The sequence below is a fragment of the Myxococcus dinghuensis genome (assembly GCF_024198235.1).
Classification (GTDB): Bacteria; Myxococcota; Myxococcia; order Myxococcales; family Myxococcaceae; genus Myxococcus; species Myxococcus dinghuensis.
The window spans coordinates 62829-81114 of record NZ_JAKCFB010000019.1 but is presented as its reverse complement, the minus strand read 5'-3'; the positions used below and the strand labels follow the sequence as shown (position 1 = coordinate 81114).

17 protein-coding genes are annotated in these 18286 nt (G+C 70.6%); 10 read left to right on the top strand and 7 right to left on the bottom strand.

What is annotated here, in order from left to right:
* Positions 1-23 precede the first annotated feature (23 nt).
* Complete coding sequence (def, locus tag LZ198_RS24110) at positions 24-557, top strand: peptide deformylase (RefSeq protein ID WP_253974378.1); 534 nt, start codon at positions 24-26, stop codon at positions 555-557.
* Here def and nth read toward each other — a convergent pair.
* The gene (gene nth / locus LZ198_RS24105; RefSeq protein WP_323382853.1) at positions 511-1293 is read right to left on the bottom strand and encodes an endonuclease III; all 783 of its coding nucleotides are present in this window, start codon (positions 1291-1293) and stop codon (positions 511-513) included. The genes def and nth overlap by 47 nt on opposite strands.
* 68 nt (positions 1294-1361) lie before the next feature.
* Between nth and ltaE the strand changes: the two genes are divergently transcribed.
* Together ltaE and LZ198_RS24095 are read left to right on the top strand one after the other, a co-directional pair.
* Positions 1362-2393, top strand: a complete 1032-nt coding sequence (ltaE, locus tag LZ198_RS24100; protein WP_253974377.1) for a low-specificity L-threonine aldolase — start codon at positions 1362-1364, stop codon at positions 2391-2393.
* Between the two features lie 49 nt (positions 2394-2442).
* Positions 2443-3408 (top strand): M23 family metallopeptidase, encoded by a 966-nt coding sequence (locus tag LZ198_RS24095; protein WP_253974376.1) that lies wholly within the window; start codon positions 2443-2445, stop codon positions 3406-3408.
* 111 nt (positions 3409-3519) lie between these two features.
* On the opposite strand, the gene LZ198_RS24090 is transcribed toward LZ198_RS24095, so the two are convergent.
* Positions 3520-3789: an HU family DNA-binding protein gene (locus LZ198_RS24090; RefSeq protein ID WP_002635502.1), complete on the bottom strand. Its 270-nt coding sequence runs from the start codon at positions 3787-3789 to the stop codon at positions 3520-3522.
* A 330-nt stretch (positions 3790-4119) separates the two neighbouring features.
* Between LZ198_RS24090 and LZ198_RS24085 the strand changes: the two genes are divergently transcribed.
* Positions 4120-6003: a right-handed parallel beta-helix repeat-containing protein gene (locus tag LZ198_RS24085; protein WP_253974375.1), complete on the top strand. Its 1884-nt coding sequence runs from the start codon at positions 4120-4122 to the stop codon at positions 6001-6003.
* 12 nt (positions 6004-6015) lie between these two features.
* Here the strand turns inward: LZ198_RS24085 and LZ198_RS24080 are convergent, their stop codons facing one another.
* Positions 6016-7143, bottom strand: coding sequence for an alpha/beta fold hydrolase (locus tag LZ198_RS24080; RefSeq protein WP_253974374.1), 1128 nt, complete (start codon positions 7141-7143; stop codon positions 6016-6018).
* A gap of 118 nt (positions 7144-7261) precedes the next feature.
* On the opposite strand from LZ198_RS24080, the gene pssA reads away from it, so the two are divergent.
* From pssA to LZ198_RS24060, 4 genes are all read left to right on the top strand, one after another.
* Positions 7262-8122 (top strand): CDP-diacylglycerol--serine O-phosphatidyltransferase, encoded by an 861-nt coding sequence (gene pssA / locus LZ198_RS24075; protein WP_253974373.1) that lies wholly within the window; start codon positions 7262-7264, stop codon positions 8120-8122.
* A 135-nt stretch (positions 8123-8257) separates the two neighbouring features.
* Positions 8258-9523: a CinA family nicotinamide mononucleotide deamidase-related protein gene (locus tag LZ198_RS24070; protein WP_253974372.1), complete on the top strand. Its 1266-nt coding sequence runs from the start codon at positions 8258-8260 to the stop codon at positions 9521-9523.
* Positions 9524-9672: 149 nt separating this feature from the next.
* Entirely contained in the window at positions 9673-11028 is a 1356-nt protein-coding gene (locus LZ198_RS24065; RefSeq protein ID WP_253974371.1) for a hypothetical protein, read from the top strand.
* 58 nt (positions 11029-11086) lie between these two features.
* Positions 11087-11596: a DUF1285 domain-containing protein gene (locus tag LZ198_RS24060; protein WP_253974370.1), complete on the top strand. Its 510-nt coding sequence runs from the start codon at positions 11087-11089 to the stop codon at positions 11594-11596.
* Between the two features lie 3 nt (positions 11597-11599).
* Here the strand turns inward: LZ198_RS24060 and recA are convergent, their stop codons facing one another.
* Both recA and LZ198_RS24050 read right to left on the bottom strand, forming a co-directional pair.
* Positions 11600-12628 carry a recombinase RecA gene (gene recA, locus LZ198_RS24055; protein WP_253974369.1) on the bottom strand — a complete coding sequence of 343 codons (1029 nt, stop codon included), beginning with the start codon at positions 12626-12628 and terminating at the stop codon, positions 11600-11602.
* A gap of 217 nt (positions 12629-12845) precedes the next feature.
* Positions 12846-13646, bottom strand: coding sequence for a lysophospholipid acyltransferase family protein (locus LZ198_RS24050; protein ID WP_253974368.1), 801 nt, complete (start codon positions 13644-13646; stop codon positions 12846-12848).
* Positions 13647-13814: 168 nt separating this feature from the next.
* Between LZ198_RS24050 and LZ198_RS24045 the strand changes: the two genes are divergently transcribed.
* The gene (locus LZ198_RS24045) at positions 13815-15167 is read left to right on the top strand and encodes an NAD(P)/FAD-dependent oxidoreductase (RefSeq protein ID WP_253974367.1); all 1353 of its coding nucleotides are present in this window, start codon (positions 13815-13817) and stop codon (positions 15165-15167) included.
* A gap of 20 nt (positions 15168-15187) precedes the next feature.
* Here the strand turns inward: LZ198_RS24045 and LZ198_RS24040 are convergent, their stop codons facing one another.
* Entirely contained in the window at positions 15188-16822 is a 1635-nt protein-coding gene (locus tag LZ198_RS24040; RefSeq protein WP_253974366.1) for a YifB family Mg chelatase-like AAA ATPase, read from the bottom strand.
* Between the two features lie 225 nt (positions 16823-17047).
* Here LZ198_RS24040 and LZ198_RS24035 point away from each other — a divergent pair, with 225 nt between their 5' ends.
* Positions 17048-17692: a hypothetical protein gene (locus LZ198_RS24035; protein ID WP_253974365.1), complete on the top strand. Its 645-nt coding sequence runs from the start codon at positions 17048-17050 to the stop codon at positions 17690-17692.
* Here LZ198_RS24035 and LZ198_RS24030 read toward each other — a convergent pair.
* Positions 17593-18216 (bottom strand): DUF2378 family protein, encoded by a 624-nt coding sequence (locus tag LZ198_RS24030; RefSeq protein WP_253974364.1) that lies wholly within the window; start codon positions 18214-18216, stop codon positions 17593-17595. The genes LZ198_RS24035 and LZ198_RS24030 overlap by 100 nt on opposite strands.
* Between the last annotated feature and the right edge of the window lie 70 nt (positions 18217-18286).

The window sequence follows — 18286 nt, the reverse complement described above, 5'->3', positions numbered from 1 at the left end:
CCAGGGGAGTTAAGACGGCTCCCATGGTTCGTGAGATCCTGATCTGGCCCGACCCCATCCTCAAGCAGAAGGCCAAGCCGGTGGCCAAGGTGGACGACACCGTCCGCGCCCTGGTGAAGGACATGTTCGAGACGATGTACGCCGCCGACGGCGTCGGCCTGGCCGCGCCCCAGGTGGGCGTGCTCCAGCGCATCATCGTCCTCGACACGACGCCGCGTCAGCCGGAGTCCAAGCCGCTGGCGATGATCAACCCCGAAATCGTCGCGATGGAGGGTGAGACGACCTACACCGAGGGTTGCCTCTCCATCCCCGGTGAGTCCGAGGACGTGGACCGCGCGGCCTTCGTCACCGTGAAGTACCTGGACGTCGACGGCAACGAGCAGACCCTGCGCTGCGACGACCTGCTCGCCATCGCCGTGCAGCACGAGACGGACCACCTCAACGGCACCGTCTTCGTGGACCACGTCTCCACGCTGAAGCGGGAGATCATCCGCAAGAAGATGAAGCGCCTCAAGGCTTCGCGCGACGACGGACCGCGGGCTTCGGCTTCGCGCTAGACGCCTTCTTGCGCGCCGGGGCCTTCGCGGGCCCTGGCTTCGCCGGTGTCCCCGGCTCCTCCGGAGCGTCGGCCCGTGCCGTGGACGTGACGCCCTTCCTCGGGCACAGGTCCGCCACGACGCAGTGGGCGCAGTCCGGAGCGCGAGCGAAGCACGTGCGTCGCCCGTGCCACACGAGCAACTGGTGACCCAGCGTCCAGCGCTCCGGTGGTAGCACCGCCTGCATGTCGAGCTCGACCTTGTCCGGGTCCTCGTGCGTGGTGAAGCCGAGCCGGAAGGCCAGCCGCTTCACGTGCGTGTCCACGGGGAAGGCGCCCGTGCCTCCCAGGTGGATGCACACCACGCCCGCCGTCTTTCGGCCCACGCCCGGCAGCTCCGCCAGGGCTTCGCGCTCCAGCGGCACCGCGCCGCCGTGCTGTGCCACCAGCAGCTTCGCCGTGGCGACGATGTTCTTCGCCTTGGCGCGGTACAGGCCGCAGGTGCGGATGAAGGGCTCCACGTCCTCGGGCTGGACCGCCGCGTAGGCCTGGGCGGAGCGGAAGCGCTGGAATAGGGCGGGCGTCACCATGTTCACCCGCTTGTCCGTGCACTGGGCGGACAGCATCACCGCCACCAGCAGCTCCAGGGGCGTCTGGTAGTCCAGCTCGATTCGGGCATCCGGCATCGCGGTCGCCAGCCGGTCCATCACCTTCACGGCGCGCGTGCGCTTCTCCTCGGCGGTCTCACGTCCAGGCACGCGGCCGTTGTATGACAACCCTCGTCGCGTCCCCAAGTCCTCGCTGGAGCCCGCCTCCCGGGAGAGCCATGCAGCCCATCGACTTCCGCTCCGACACCGTCACGAAGCCCACCCCCGCCATGCGCCGCGCCATCGCGGACGCGGAGGTGGGGGACGACGTCTATGGCGAGGACCCCACGGTGCTCCGCCTCGAGGCGCGCATCGCCGAGCGCCTCGGTCTGGAGGCCGCCCTCTTCGTGCCCTCCGGGACGCAGGCCAACCAACTGGCCATCGGCGCGCACTGCCGCCAGGGCGACGAGGTGCTGACCGAGGCGGGCAGCCACATCCTCCACTACGAGGGCGGCGCGGTGCCCGCGCTGTGGGGCGTGCAGCCCGGGCCGTTGCCGGGCACGCGGGGCCTCCTCACACCCGAGGTCGTCGAGGCCGCGGTGCGCGAGGAGAACATCCACAACCCGCGCACGCGCCTGCTGTCGCTGGAGAACACGCACAACCGCGGTGGCGGCGCGGTGTGGCCGCTGGAGCGCTTCCGCGCGGTGGTGGAGGTCGCGCGCAAGGCGGGGCTCGCGGTCCACCTGGACGGCGCGCGCCTGTTCAACGCGGAGGTCGCGGCGGGCATCCCCGCGTCGTCGTGGGCGAAGCTGACGGACACCACCGCGGTGTGCTTCTCCAAGGGCCTGGGCGCGCCGGTGGGCTCCGCCCTGGTGGGCCGCGCGGACCTCATCCGCGAGGCGCGCCGGCTGCGCAAGCGGTTGGGCGGCGCCATGCGCCAGGCGGGCATCCTGGCCGCCGCGGCGCTCCACGCGCTGGAGCACCACGTCGAGCGGCTCGCCGAGGACCACGCGAACGCCAGGCGGCTCGCGGCGGGGCTGGCGCAGCTTCCGGGGGTGAAGGTGGACGCGGCCCACGTGGAGACGAACATGGTGGTCGCCGAGTTCGCCTCGCGCCCGGCCCCGGAGACGGTCGCCCTGCTGGCCCGCCACGGTGTGCTGACGAACACGGCGGGAGGCCCGGGCCTGCTGCGCCTGGTGACACACCTGGATGTGTCGACCCGGGACATCGACGAGGCCCTGGCGCGCATCCGTCGTGCCGTCGTCGCTTGAGGGCAGGCGGGCGGGCGTGTCCGGCGGAGCGTGGTAGGCTCGCCGGGCCGTGCGTCGACTGCCCCTGCTCGCCTTCGTCAGTGTCTGTGCCTGCTCCGGCTCGCGTGCCGAGCAGAAGATGAGCTTCGAGGAGCTCTACAGCGAGCCGGAGCCCTCGACGTACCGCGCGGCGGCTGCGCCGGAGCATGCGCCCGCGAACCCCGCCCTCCGGAGGGCCGCCCCGGAGCCCTCCGCGGAGCTCCAGTCGGCGCTGTCGACGTTCGCGGAGCGCTCGCGGTCCTTCCGCCGACAGGTGGCCCGGGGCGGGACGATGCCCGCCGGACAGGCGGAGAACTGGGAGCTGATGAACGGCCTCCTGGACGCCTTCCTGTCGCGCGCGGTGGAGCGCACCGACGCCCGGGACGTGTCGCGAGCCCGCACCGTCCTGGAGGCCGAACTGGAGCTGGACGGCCGCACCTACGGAGACATGCCGGGCGCGCTCGCGGAGGGCGTGGTGCTGCGCGTGGGGCGGCTCGCGGTGCGCATGGCGGAGCTGCGCCGGCTGGAGCACCCCGAGGACGTGGGCGGGCTTCCCCGGCTGTCCTGGCCCGTCGAGCCGGTCACCATCACCAGCGTCTTCGGCCAGCGCTGGCACCCCATCATGGGCGAGCTGCGTCGCCACCTGGGCGTGGACCTCGCGGCGAAGCAGGGGCAGGTCGTCTACACCGCCGCCAAGGGCGTGGTGCTGCGTGCGGGCTGGAATGGCGACCATGGCCTCCAGGTGGAGGTGCAGCATGACGGCCGCTGGCTGACGCGCTACAGCCACCTGTCCCGCGTGCTGGTGGAGCCGGGGGAGGTCCTGGACCTGGGCCACGCCGTGGGGCTGGCCGGGGAGACGGGGCTCGCCACCGGCGTGCACGTGCACTTCGAGCTGTGGCGCGACGGACAGGCGTTGGATCCGCTGGACGCGCTCCCGGACGAGGACGCGCAGCGCCCGCGGGGCCCGCCCGTCGCCCGGAGCGACACCGGCTCCTGAGCCCGCAACGAATCAGGGGCGCCGCCCGTGAGGCAGCGCCCCTGAACGCTGTTGCCCGATCCGCCACGGGTCCCGGGGACGCCATGGCGCGGACCGGGGTGGCGGGACACACTACAGCGAGTTCTTCAGCTCCTTGGCCGGCCGGAAGCCGATGGTCTTCGACGCCTTCAGCTTCATCATCTCGTTGGTCTGCGGATTGCGAATCTTCCGCGCCTTGCGGGAACGAACCGACCAGGTGCCGAAGCCGGGATAGCTGAAGCGCGCGTCCTTCTTCACCGCCTTGCCGATGTTGGTGAAGACGATGTCGAGGATCTGCGCCGCCGACTTCTTGGTGAGACGTGTCTGCGCCGCCACCACCTCGACGAGCTCTGCCTTGGTCATTACGCCCCTCCGTCCTGCGTTGTCTGGCCTTGAATGTGCGTAAGCCGAGCGGTGGTAACAAATCGCTCTTTTCCCTGTCAATGCTGACCGCGTTCCGAGGCCGGAAAATCGGCCTCCAGACGAAAAGTTGGCTCCATGAAACACCGGGCGTAGACAGAGGGTGGATGTGCCTCCTGAGACACGCTTCGACACCATGGGTCGCGCGTGTTGGAAATGTGTCTGGGATGATCGTCCGGGAAAGAAAGTCATTGGGATTTCGATCCTTTGGCGCGTGTCTCTGATCGCGCGCCACGCGCCCGGGCCCGTTGTCGGGCTAGGATTTCCGACGACGTGAGCTACCGGACGCTTCCAGCGCTGCTGATCCTGCTGTGCGCGGCTTGCAAGAGCCCGGGGACGGGTCCGTCCGCCCCCTCCCCGGAGGGTGAGGCCCGTGTCGAGCTCTGGGTGGACGCCGGGCGAGACACCCCCGGTGACGGGAGCCGGGCACGGCCGCTGCGGTCGCTGTCCGAGGCGCTGGGCCGTCGCGGGCCGCTGACGGTGCACCTGGCTCCGGGGGACTACCCGGGGCCCCATGTGGTTCCCCCGGACACCCGGCTGGAGGGGGCGGGGGCGGGCGCGGTCCTCCTGCCCGGGGAAGGGGACGGGGACGGCACGGTGCTGCGGGTGTCGGGCGGGGCCGCGCTGGCGGGAGTCGAGGTGCGGGGGGGCGCCTGGGGGCTGGAGGTCTCCGGGGGAGGGCGGGTGCGGCTGGAGCGGATGACCTTCGGCGGGCAGCGGCGCGGGGCGGTGCGCCTGACCGGGGGACGCCTGGAAGTGGAGGCGTCGCGGTTCGAGGCCACGGTGGCGGAGACCGTGGGCGTGCTGGTGGAGCCAGAGGCTGCCTCCCCTGTGGTCGCGGCGCGGTCTCGTATCGAGAATTCCGCGACACGAGGCGGAGCGGTGAGTGGGCCAGCCTCGCGAGTGGAGGCGGCGACACGGGAGGGAGTGGTGAGCGCGCCGGCGTTTCGCGCCGAGGCAGCGACACGGGAGGGGGCGGTGAGCGAGCCGGCTTCTCGCGCCGAGGCAGCGACACGGGAGGGGGCGGTGAGCGAGCCGGCTTCTCGCGCCGAGGCAGCGACACGGGAGGGGGCGGTGAGCGAGCCGGCTTCTCGCGCCGAGGCAGCGACACGGGACGGGGCGGTGAGCGAGCCGGCCTCCCTTGTGGAGGCAGGTCGACCGCGTCTCGCCATGGGTGGGTCGGTGTCTGGTTCGACTGACGCAGGGCCCGCGTCCGGAGCGGTAGCGCGTGAGGTGTGGCTGCGGGAGGTGCGCTTCGTCGGGCCCTTCCGGCGCGCGGTGCGGGTGCGGGGCACGGGCTCTCACGCGGAACTGGCGGACGTCACCTTCACGGGGCCCGTCACCGCGTTGGGCATGGACGGCGGGACGGCCCGGGTGCGGGGCGCGACGGCCGAGCGTGGCACAGGCGCGGCCTTCTCGGTGGTGGAGGGGGGCCTGACGCTGGAAGACGTTCGCGTCCTCGGATTCGAGGTGGCGGTCTCCGCGTCGCGGGTCGACACGCTGGACGTGCGGGACCTGCTGTCCTTGGGGGCGACGCGAGCGGGGCTGACCGTCGCGGCCTCACGAGGCGTCTCGCTGGAGGACGTGGTCGTGCGGGGCAGTGGCGGTCATGGAGCGGTTCAACTCGTGGGGTCCGTCGCGGACGTGCACCGGCTCCGTGTCGAGGACGCTTCAGAATACGGGCTCATGGCGATGGGTGGCCGCGTGCGCGTGCGAAACAGCACTTTCGTGAACGTGCGCTCCGGGGATGGCGTCAACGGTGAGGCCCTGCACTTGCGGCAGGGGGCCGCGGACGTCGAAGGCGTGGTGGTGCGCGGCGCCGCGGGGGCCTGTGTCCTCGTGGCCCAGGGCGCGAAGGCGGTATTGCGCGACATCGAACTGGAGCGATGCGGGCAAGCGGGCCTGCTCGCGGACACCCGCGCGACGCTGGAGGCGACGGGGGTCGACCTGCGCGAGGCGGTCGCGGGGGCCGTGGCGGTCGCGGAGGATGCCACCGCGAGCGTGGATGGCTTCTCCGTGAAAGGCGCGCTGCGGGGCCTGGTCGAGACCGAATGCACGGGGGCCACGCGGGTCCGGTTGACGCGCGTGCGCGCGGAGGACCTGCGGGGCACGCAGGCGCGCTGCGTATCGCTGGAGCGGCCCCGGCCCCACCGTTGAGGGGCGCCAGGGTCAGTCGGATGCCGAGGTCGCGCTCGCGGCGGTGGGGGAAATCTCGGTCGCGTGCCGGACCAACCAGTCGCGGATGATGGGATAGACCTCCTCGGGCGCGCCGGTGCCGAAGACGAGGTCGCCATGGCCGTAGTCCATCTTGTCGCCATGGTCCCTGCCGAAGATGTGCAGGGTGCGGTCCTGGGCGGTGATGAGCGCGAACTGGCTCTCCACGTTCTCCGCCGTGGCCAACTTGTCCGCGCTGCCGCCCATGACGAGCATGGGCAACTGGAGTCGGGAGATGCCCGCGCGCCAGTCGGTGGTCCGGTCGAAGGAGCGGAACGCGTCGTGTTCGATCCAGTCCTGGAACTGGAGCAGCACCTTGCGGCTCATCGACGACATCATGTTCGCGTAGACCTGCCGCTGGATGCGCGGCGGGATGTGCAGCGGATTCACCACGAGGTCGGACAGGGGCAGCGTCACGTAACCGAGGAACGGCGCGAGGCTGGCGCTCATCCACTCCTGACGCAGCCGCCCCGGCCAGGCCGCGCGCACGCCCAGGGAGATGAGCGTGCGCAGGAAGGGCTCCGACTTGAAGTGCACCGGCGCCCCGAGCGTCAGCAGCCCCGCGAGCTTCTCCCCCTCCGCGCCCTGCGCGAGCGCGTAGCCCACGAGCCCGCCCAGGGAATGACCGAGCCAGAACGCCCGCTTCGCCCCGCTCTCCCGCAGCGCCAGCTCGATGAGCGCCGGCCCGTCCTGGTGGACGTGGTCATCGATGGTGAAGTCCGTGTACCTCCGCCCCGGGGGCGGCATCCGCGAGTGCCCCGTGCCCCGCCACTCCACGCTGAAGCAGTCGAAGCCCACCTCGGCCAGGAAGTGGGCCACGGAGTAGGGGGGCTCGAAGTCGAAGGTGAAGCGGTTCGCCGCCAGGCCATGGCACAGCAGCACTGGCTCCTCGAAGCGCCGCTTCGGGGCCCGCCGCACGTGGACCGTCAGCTCCCAGCCGTCCGCGCACCTCGCCTTGAACGCCTGGGGAAGCGGGGTGCGCAGCCGGTACCAGCGCCGAACCAGCACCACCCACAGGACATTCCCCAGGACCAGGACGAGCGCGGCGACCAGCACCCACACCGCCCAGCGCCAGCCTTCCATGCCGCCTCCTTGCCGACCCCTCGGTCTGACGGTGCTCTAAATAAAACCCTGCTAAGGTCCGTTCACCGGCCGTCCTGTTGCCAGGTACTCACGGGCATCAGAGGAAGTCGAGGGAACGATGAAGTTGCGGAAATTGATGTTCGTGCTGCCGAACCTCTTCACCGTCACGTCCATCTTCTGTGGCTTCTATGCCCTCACGCTCTGCTCGGGTGAGGCAGGTCCCGTCCAGCTCTATCAGGCCTCGTTGGCCATCTTCTTCGCGATGTTCTTCGACGGCTTCGACGGTCGCGTCGCGCGGCTGACGAAGACGCAGAGCGACTTCGGCGTGCAGCTCGACAGCCTGGCGGACGTCGTCTCGTTCGGGGCGGCGCCCTCGCTGCTCGTCTACAAGTGGGCGCTGGAACCCCTGGGCTTCGCGGGCATGTTCATCGCCTTCTCCTTCGCCGCCTGCGGCGCGCTGCGCCTGGCGCGCTTCAACGTGCTGGCCGCCCGCAACCCGCACGGGGGCGGAGGCCGCTTCTTCGTGGGCCTGCCCATCCCCATCGCCGCGGGCATGCTGGTCTCCGTCATCATCTCTCACCACGCGGCCTCGCATGGCGAGCCGCTGCGCGAGTCGGCCTCGGTGCCGGTGGCGGTGGCCGTCGCGGGCCTGTCGTTGCTGATGGTCTCCACGGTGCGCTACCGCACCTTCAAGGACGCGCGCCCCAACCGGAAGAGCGCGGCGGTGTTCATGCTGCTGGTGCTCGGGGGCGTGGCCATCGCGACGCAGTACCACCCGGCCTGGGTGCTGGTGGCGTGCTGTGGCGCGTACCTGGCCCTGGGGCTGGTGGAGTCCGCGTTCCAGGTCCGCAGCCACCTGGCGGCACGCAAGCTGGCGGGCTCGGCGGTCGTCGCCGCCGTCATCGACGACGAGGATGAGGACGAGGACGACGCCGACGGCGGTCCTGGGACTGGCGGCAACGGGCCCGCGTTCCTCTGAGGCTCCCCGCCGTCCACGGGGCGGCGCGCCCTCCCGCCCGACCGGGGGCCGGGCCAGGGGACGTGCTGGGGTGGGGGAGCTGGGCCGCGCATGGTCCGTGCCGAGGCTCCCCACTGTCGCTAGGATGCGCGGCCCATGCGCGTCGAGCTGCTGTGTACGGGTGACGAACTGGTCACCGGCCTCATCACCGATACGAACAGTACCTACCTGGAAGCGCGCCTGTTCGACCTGGGGGTGAAGGTCGAGCGCGTGGTGCTGGTGGGCGACGTACGCCCCGACATCACCCAGGCGCTGCTGGAGGCTGCCTCCCGCGCGGACGTGGTGGTCGTCTCCGGAGGACTGGGCCCCACCGCCGATGACTTCACCCTGGAGTGCGCGGCCTCGGCGGCCGGAGTCCCCCTGGAGGAGGACGCCCGGGTGCTCGGCTGGCTGCGCGAGCGTTACGCCGCGCGAGGCGCCTCCATCAACCCGAGCGCCCTGCGCATGGCGCGCATCCCCCGGGGCGCGGAGCCGGTGCGCAATCCGGAGGGTTCGGCGCCCCTCGTCGTGCTCACCCTGGGGCGCTGCCGGCTCTTCTTCCTGCCGGGCGTCCCGAGGGAGTTCCGCGCGCTGCTGAACGCCGTGGTGCTCCCCCGCATCCAGACGGAGCTGGAGTCGCGCCCGGGGCGCGTCTTCCGTGCCTTCCGCCTGCTGAAGACGGTGGGCATCCCGGAGTCGGAGCTGGACCTGGCCGTGGCGCCGCTCGCCCCGCTCCATCCCCGCGTGGTGTTCGGCTTCCGGACGCACGCGCCGGAGAACCACCTCAAGCTGATGGCCGAGGCCCCCTCCCAGGCGGAGGCAGACGCCGCGCTGGCCGCCGTCGAGGCCGACTGTCGCCGCGTGTTGGGCCCGCGCGTCTTCGGTGCGGACGCGGAGGAGTACGTGCCGGTCCTGCTCGGTCTGCTCGGTCGGGAGAGTGCCACGCTGGCGGCCGCGGAGAGCTGCACCGGCGGACTCGTCGCCCAGCGCATCACCGCGGTGCCAGGGGCCAGCAACACCTTCGTCGGTGGGGCGGTGGTCTACTCGGAGAAGCTGAAGTCCGCCTGGGCGGGGGTTCCCCCCGAGGTCCTCGAGCGTCATTCCGCCGTCTCCCGGCAGACGGCTCTCGCGATGGCCGAGGGCATCCGCGCCGCGTGCGGCGCCACGTATGGCCTGTCCGTGACCGGATACGCGGGCCCGGGTGGAGGGAGTCCCGAGGACCCGGTCGGCACCGTGTACTGCGGCCTCGCGGCGCCCGGTGTGCCCACCCGGGTGGACCGCATCTCCATCTCGGGAGATAGAGACCGCGTACGGCTGTTCGCCGCTTCCCATTCGCTGGAGATGCTGCGGCAGCACCTGCTGACCGCCGCCGTCCGCCCATGAGCCGCTCCAAGTCCAAGCGCCCCCACTCGCCGCCGCCCGCCGAGCAACCCCCTTCGTCCGCGAGCCCCGCCGCGGAGGTCCCCGTGGCCGCGGAGGCCTCGATGCCAACGCCTCCCTCCATGGAGGCCCCTCCCGTCGCGGAGGTCGCCATGCCCGCTGTGTCTGGGGCCGCCGCGACCGTCGCCGGGAGCGTTCCGGGGGCCGCGTTGCGGGTGTGGTTGGCGGCCTATCGGGTGGAGGTGCTGCTCTTCCTGGTCGCCTTCGCGGTGCTCGCCAGCTTCAGCTCGCAGCGCTTCCTGCGCCAGAGCGCGGCGCCGCACTTCATCTACCAGGCCCAGTCGTGGGTGGAGGGGCGGCTGGACGTGGATCCCCAGGTGTTGCCCAACCTGGAAGACTGGGCCTGCGTGCGCCTGGTGCACGGCGTGAAGACCCGCTGTGAGGGTCGACCGTTGCCGACGGACCGCTGGTTCGTGAGCTTCCCGTCGTTCCCGGCCGTCGCGATGCTGCCCTTCGTCGCGCTGCACGGCTACCAGTTCAACGACACGTCGTTCGGCGTCATCGTGGGCGCGCTCGCCGTGGCGCTGTTCTACTCGCTCTTGCGCTTCCTGGCGCAGCAGGGCGAGACGGCGAGGCAGCACGACGAGAACATCGCGCTCGCGCTGGTACTCGCCTTCGGCACGCTGTTCTTCTATTGCGCCATCCGCGGTGAGGTCTGGTTCAGCGCGGAGGTGATGGGCGTGGCGCTGACGTGTCTCTACGTGCGCAACGCCGCGAATGCCCGCCGTCCGGTGCTCGCGGGGGTGTTCTATTCCATGGCCACGCTCACCCGCACGCCGCTGGTGTTCGCGGGGCTCTTCTTCGTGCTGGAGGCGCTGTGCCCGGGGCCGGAGAACCGGCTCGGGCAGCTCAAGGCGCTGGCGCGGGACTGGAAGCCGGCGGCGCGCAAGCTGGGCCTGTTCGCGCTGGGGGCCGCGCCCCTGGCTGTGCTGGCCGCCGCGTACAACGTCTACCGCTTCGGCCGCCCCGGCGAGTTCGGCCACGCGTTCCTCTACAACAACCGCGTCAACGTGGACATCGACCGGTGGGGGCTCTTCCACTGGGAATACCTGGGGCGCAACCTGCAGGCGGCCTTCCTCAAGCTGCCGAGCCTGTCCGGGTCGCCGCTGAAGCTCGGCTACGACCCGCATGGCCTCACGCTGCTGCTGACGCTGCCGCTGCTCGTCTTCCTCGTGGCGCCGAAGCTGCGGCCACGCCTGCACTGGCCCCTGTGGCTGACGGTGGCCATCTGCGCGCTGCCGGGCCTCTTCTACCAGAACACCGGATACATGCAGTTCGGCTTCCGCTTCAGCCTGGACTACACGCCCTACCTGCTGCTGCTGTTCGCCGTCGGTGGCTGGTCCCTGCGCAACCGCGCGGTGATGGTGGCCATCGCGCTCGGCGTGCTGGTGAACTTCTGGGGCGCCGTGGCCTTCCGCGGTTACACGGAGTTCGTCCGGAACTGGTAGTCCTCCCCGACGCGTGGGCTTGAATCCCGCGCGTCGCACGCACAGATAGAACGTCGCCATGCAACCTCCCACCGGACAGCCCCCTCCGGGCAAGCGTTGGCACACCCGCGAGGACAGCGGCATCCGCCTCGATGCCGCCCTGCGCTGGTGGCATGACGACGAGCCCATCCTCCACCCGAAGATCATCGAACTCTTCAACGCCTCGCTCGTCCTTGACGACACGGGCCGCTTCCAACTGCGCATCGGGAATGACTGGTGCTTCGTGCAGGTGGAGGACGCCGCCTACGAGGTCCGCACCGTGGACGTCGCCTCGGACGAGCGCGTCTCCATCCGACTGAGCGACCGCACCGCCGAGGCGCTGGACCTGACCACCCTGCAGGTGGCGGCGGACGGTGTCCTCGCCTGTCGCGTGAAGCAGGGGAGGGCCAAGGCGCGCTTCTCCCGCGACGCCCAGTACCAACTGGGCCAGTTGTTGGAGCAGGGGCCCGATGGTGGGCTCCTGCTGTGCACTGGTGGGCGGAGGATTCCCGTGGCCCTCTCCCTCGATGCGCTGGCGGCCTCTCCCTAGCTCCTAGGCCGCGGCCTCCATGGGCGCCGTGGGGCAGGGGAGGGGCGGGATTCCAGCCAGCTCCCGACCCACGGCCTCCATCGCGTCGGGGTGCTCCCTCAGCCACTCCGTCGCGCGCTCGCGCCCCTGGCCGATGCGCTCACCCTTCAGGCTGAAGTGGCTGCCGGACTTCTCGATGAGGCCCGTGGCCACGCCCAGGTCCAGCACCTCGCCGGCGCGGTGGATGCCGCTGCCATACAGCAGGTCGAACTCGGCCTCCTGGAAGGGTGGTGCCATCTTGTTCTTCACCACCTTCACCCGCACGCGTGAGCCCACCACCGCGTCGCCGTCCTTGAGGTTTCCCGTGCGGCGGATCTCCATCCGCACCGACGCGTAGAACTTCAGCGCGTTGCCACCGGTGGTGGTCTCCGGGTTGCCGAACATCACCCCGAGCTTCATCCGGATTTGATTGATGAAGACGATGCAGGCGCCCGAGCGGCTCACCGCGCCCGTGAGTTTGCGCAGCGCCTGGCTCATCAGCCGCGCCTGCACGCCCATGTGCGCGTCGCCCATCTCCCCCTCGATTTCGGCTCGCGGAACGAGCGCCGCCACGGAGTCCACCACGATGAGGTCCACCGCCCCGGAGCGCACCAGTTGCTCCGTGATCTCCAGCGCCTGCTCGCCCGTATCCGGTTGGGCCACGAGCAGCTCCTCCACCCGCACGCCCAGCTTGCGCGCGTAGGAGATGTCGAGCGCGTGCTCCGCGTCGATGAACGCGGCCACGCCGCCCGCGGCCTGCACCTGGGCGATGGCGTGCAGCGTGAGCGTCGTCTTGCCGGACGACTCGTTGCCGAACACCTCCACCACGCGGCCGCGCGGATAACCTCCCACCCCCAGGGCCCGGTCCAGCCCCACCGAGCCCGAGGCGATGACCGCGACCTTCTGCTCCTGCGCGTCGCCTCCCAGCGTCATCACCGCGCCGCGTCCGAACTGCTTTTCGATGGACGCCACCGCCGCCGCCACCGCCTTCAACTTCTCCGTCAGCTTGCTCATCGACTCCCTCGCCGCCCTTGTTCGTGCGTGTGCTGCGCGCCGGTGTGTCCCGTTGGGCACCCGCGCGCATCGACGAGGGGATGAGCAACCGCCGTGCCCGCCCGCGCACAGAAGCGGGTGTGCGACGAGGAGCGTCCGGCCCTGGAGCGAGGTGTCCCGAATCGCGGAGGGGAGGGGGCCGTTCACGCGGCCCCGCGGGTTCTCGGTGGCGGAGCGCTCAGCTCGGCTGCGTCTCGAGCGTGGCCAGGGCGGGCTCGGCGGCGACGGCGGACTGCGCGGGGACCTCGCTGTCACCGCCGATGTCGCGATGCAGCCGCGACATCGCGTCGTGGACCTGCGCCATGAGCGCGTCGCGCTCGCCCGTGGTCAGGCCCTTCGTGTCGATGGGCTGGCCCACCTTCACGCGGATGAGGCCGCGGTAGAACAAGAGCGAACCCACCGGCAACATCCGCCCGGAGCCCTCGATGGCCACGGGAACGATGGGCACCTGCGCCTCCAGCGCGAGCATGAAGGGGCCCTTCTTGAAGGACTGCAGGCGCCCGTCCTCGGAGCGCGTGCCCTCCGGGAAGGCCAGGATGCTCGCGCCCTCGCGGATGCGCCCACCCGCCTGCCTCAGGCTGGCCAAGGCCGCCGAGTGTCGCGAGCGGTCGACGAAGATCATCCCCGTCATCGACATGTACTGCCCGAGGAACGGCACGTAGCGCAGCACGTGCTTGGCGACGAAGCGCAGGTTGACGGGCAGCGCGGCGAAGGCGCAGGGGATGTCCAGCGCCGACTGGTGGTTCATCAGGAAGATGTGCGGCCTGCTCCAGTCGATGTCCGGCAGCGGCTCCACTTCCATCCGCGAGCCGTTGATGCGCCAGTGCATCGGCGCCCAGAACCGCCGCGCCATCATCAGCGCCACGTCCCCGTTGCGCGTGAGCACCATCGCCACCCCCGCCAGGGTTATCCAGAACGCCCCCCAGAACATCAGGAAGAGGGCCTGGAGCGCGGTGAGCAGGAGATGGAGGAGCTTCATGATGAACGCGACGGAGAAGCCCCAAGTCTTTCATTTGACGCGGCGCGTTGTCATGCGATTTCCGCCGGGGGAAGAGGCGCCTGCCAGGCCGGCGGGCGCATGGCGCTTTGCGTTGAAGTTCGGGAGCGGCGGCATGACCTTTCGAGCGTGAAAACTCCACGCGAAGACATGCCCCATGTGGTCATCCTCGGCGGAGGGTTCGCCGGGCTCAAGGCCGCCCGCAAGCTGGCCAAGGAGCCGGTGCGGGTCACCCTGGTCGACCGCCACAACCATCACCTCTTCCAGCCGTTGCTGTACCAGGTGGCCACGGCGACGCTGAGCCCCAGTGAAATCGCCGCGCCGCTGCGGGCCATCGTCGGTCCGCGCGGTGTGTCGGTGCTCCTGGCGGACGCGACGGGCATCGACACGGAGCGCAAGCGCGTGCTGCTGTCGGACGGCGAGCTGGAATACGACTACCTCATCATCGCCACGGGCGCGACGCACTCGTACTTCGGCAACGACCAGTGGGAGCAGGTGGCGCCGGGACTGAAGTCCATCGAGGACGCGGTGGAGATTCGCCGGCGCGTGCTGCTGGCCTTCGAGCTGGCGGAGCGCGAGACGGACCCGAGCATCCGCCGCGCGCTGCTCAACTTCGTCATCATCGGCGGTGGCCCCACGGGCGTGGAGCTCGCGGGAGCGCTGGCGGAGATCAGCCGCAAGTCACTGCTCGGCGACTTCAAGAACATCGACCCGCGTCAGGCGCGCATCGTCCTGATCGAGGGCCTGGGCAAGGTGCTCCCGGTCTATCCGGACGCCCTCACGGACACGGCCCGGCGCACGCTGGAGATGCTGGGGGTGGAGGTCCGCACCGGCGCGAGGGTGACGAACATCGACGCGACGGGGGTCTACATCGGAACGGAGCACCTGGAGGCCCGCACGGTGTTGTGGGCCGCGGGGGTCGCCGCATCCCCCGTGGCGCGCTCGCTCGGTGTGCCGTTGGACCGCGCGGGCCGCGTCCTGGTGACGCCCGAGTTGACGGTGCCGGGGCATGACGACGTCTTCGTCGTCGGCGACCTGGCGTCGCTCAAACAGGCGGACGGCACGCCCGTCCCGGGGCTCGCGCCCGCCGCGATGCAGGAGGGCAAGCACGCCGCGAAGAACATCCTGCATCGAATCCAGGGGCGACCCATGACGCCCTTCAAGTACTGGGACCGGGGCTCCTACGCGGTCATCGGGCGCGGACACGCGGTGGGCATCGCGTTCCGCCGCTTCAATCAGGCGGGGCTCTCCGCGTGGCTGGCCTGGCTGCTCATCCACATCACCTTCCTCATCGGGTTCCGCAGCAAGCTGGCGGTGCTCCTGGATTGGGCCTACTCGTACCTGACGTTCGGCAAGTCGGCGCGCATCATTACCGGGGCCACGCCCCGGCTGGACCAGCTCGTCCGGCCCGTCCGGAGCACGCCCTCGCTCCCACCGGGCGCGGAGAGCGAGCCGCGCGCCGTCGTCTCCCCTGCGCAGGTTCCGACGCCCGTGACGCACTGACGGACGACGTGACGGCCGCCTCATCTCCCTTCGCGCGGGTCGCCCGCGCTGGATGAGGCGGTGCGCCAGGGGGGCGTGACGCCACGCGAGGGCGGAGTGCCCTCGGTGTTCGCGTTCAGCCAGCCCCGGCGGTCCAGCACCCGGCAGTCGATGGCCAACTGCATGTCCACGTCCTCGATGCGTCCGTGCCCCTCGAGGTCCGCGCGGGTGAGCGCGAGCTTCAACAGCCGGTCATGCGCGCGTGCGGACAGCCCATGATGGCGCACCGCCAGCTCCAGCATCCGCTCTGCGCGGGGACTCAGGACGCAGTGGCGGCGCAGCAGGTGGGAAGGGAGCTGCGCGTTGCAGTGCACGCCCACCATGTCGCGGAAGCGCTCGCGCTGGCGGCACCGCGCCGCCTCCACCCGCTCCCGGTAGTACCGGCTCGAAGGCTCCCGGGCCTCTGGCCTCGCCAGATGGTGGTACTCCACTGGCCGCGTCTGCAGGGTGATGTCGACCCGGTCCAGCAGGGGGCCGCTGACGCGCGCGTGGTAGTCGAACACGCGGTGCTCCGGGCATCGGCACGTGTGGCCGGGCACGTTGAAGTAGCCGCAAGGGCAGGGGTTCATGGCCGCCACCAGCATCACCTGGCAGGGATAGGTGATGTTCTGGGTGGCTCGGGCCAGGTGGATGACGCCCTCCTCCAGCGGCTGGCGCAGCACCTCGAGCACGTTCCGGCGGAACTCCGGCAGCTCGTCCAGGAACAGCACGCCGTGGTGCGCCAGGGACAGCTCGCCGGGGCGCGCCGTGGGGCCTCCCCCCACGAGCCCCGCGTCGGAGAGCGTGTGATGCGGCGCGCGGAAGGGACGCTCGCGCACCAGGGCATGGCCTTCGCCGAGGAGCCCCAGCACCGAGTAGACCTTGGTCACCTCGAGCGCCTCGGCGAAGGTCATCTCCGGGAGGATGCCGGGCAACCGCCGCGCCAGCATCGTCTTGCCCGAGCCGGGAGGTCCGCACATCAGCACGTTGTGGCCGCCCGCCGCCGCCAGCTCCAGCGCGAGCTTCAGCTCGGGTTGACCCCGAACGTCGGCCATGTCCGGCGCGGCGTCGTCACGCGCCCGCTCGCCCGCGGGCCCGAGGCTCCGTGAGAAGGGCGGGATGGGACGGGTGCCCGTCAGGTGGTCCACCGCGTCGCGCAGGCTCGCCACTGGATGCACGTGCAGCCCCTCCACGAGCGAGGCTTCGGCCGCGTTGGCGGACGGGACCATCACCCCCTCGAAGCCTCCGTCCCGCGCCGCCACCGCCAGCGGCAGCACCCCCTTGATGGGCTTGAGGGTCCCGTCCAGCGAGAGTTCGCCCCCGAAGAGGTACCGGGACAGCGGCGCGTCCTCGAGCAGCTTCGCCGCCGCCAACACCCCCAGGGCGATGGGCAGCTCGAACGCCACGCCGTCCTTTCTCAGGTCCGCGGGCGCGAGGTTCACGGTGATGCGCTTCTGTGGCAGCTCGAAGCCCGTGTTCTTCAGCGCGGAGACGACGCGCACCTTCGACTCGCGCACCGCCCCCTCCGGCAGCCCCACCACGTTGAAGTAGGGGAGGCCGAGCGCCATGTCGACCTCGCACTCCACCACCACCGCGTCGATGCCCAGCAACGCCCCCGACCGCACCCTCGCCAGCATGTCCCCACCTCCCCACGCCACCCGCGTGGAGGGCACAGCAACCCGCGTACCGAGGCCGACCCCAGGCGTGGGCTCTCTCCCCCCAATCCCTGGAGATGGATGCCCATCCAACCCGGGTGTCGGGGATTCCAGGTTCACTGGATAAGTGAAGCAGCCTCTAGCCAGGGCGGGCGGGACTTCGGTAGCTTGAAGCCCATCTGGGGATTGCAGGGGGAGATGACTCACATGGAGTCACAAGTCGTTCAGCGCCGTCGGCCGGTGCGCATCCGTCGTGCGGACATGAAGCGTGGGCAGCGGATGAAGGTGGCGTTCGCGGTGTTCCGCTTCTGCCTCTACGGGATGGTGGGCATCAGCTCCGAGGTGTTCTTCTACAACCTGGTGCGGATTGCCCGGGACGTGCCGCTCCTGGGGGCGCTGTTCCAGTTCCAGTGGCAGGTGGATGACCGGCTGGGGCTCAACGCCATCTGGGACACCCCGGTCGTCACGGCCTACGGGCAGTGCTCGCTGTGGATGTTCCTCATCTACGGCGTGGCGTGCTTCTGGTTCGTGGAGCCGGTGTACCGGTGGATGCTCTACCAGCACGCCAGCATGCGCGCCGTCGTCTACGGCTTCGGCATCCTGCTCTTCGAGGCCTTCAGCGGGGTGATGCTGGAGCGGTTCACCGGCTACCGCATCTGGTACTACGCGGACGCGGGCGCCATCTTCTGGCAGATGACGTCGCTCTACATCCTCCCCATCTGGATGGTGACGGGGCTCATCGCCGAGTTCATCTACAGGGAGCTGATGGACCCGGACCTCCTGGCGGCCTTGGAGTCGCCGCTGCCGGCCACGCCGGAGGAGACCGAGGCTTCGTTCCAGTTGATGCGGTAGGTGCAGGCGTGGCCGTCGTAGCCGGACGTCTCGATGGAGACGTTCTGCGCGCCGGCCACCCTCAGCCCGGCGTGGATGATGCCCGCGGTGAAGGCGGGGTAGTCACCCACCTCGTTCATCCACAGCTCGAACTGGCAGGGGCCCAGCTCCGTGAGCTTGGACTCGGTGTAGTTGTTGCCCGCGCGGAAGTTCTGGGTCGCCCGCATCAGCGTGCGCCGGGGGCCCAGGACGCGGAGCAGCGACAGCACCGCACGTCCCAGCATCGTCTCGCGGAAGCCCTCGATATAGGCCTCGCCGAGCTTGAAGGTGCCCTGACCCATGGAGTCCTGGGGGAACAGCTCCTCCGAGGCGATGCGCAGGTACGCCATCCACGAAGCGAAGGCGTAGGCGGGACGGAGCTTCTGGTCCACGTCGAGCCCCTCCTTGCGCAGGCGCTCCTTGCAGCCAGGCGTCAGCCGCCCGTGCAGCGCGCGCAGGAAGAGGGCTTCGATGGTCTGTTCAAAGACGAGAAGCTCGTCGGCCATGAGGAGTGGACTCTAGCCGACGAGCTTCTGGATGTGAACCGCGACTCCAACCCGGAGCGTAGGCACGCCC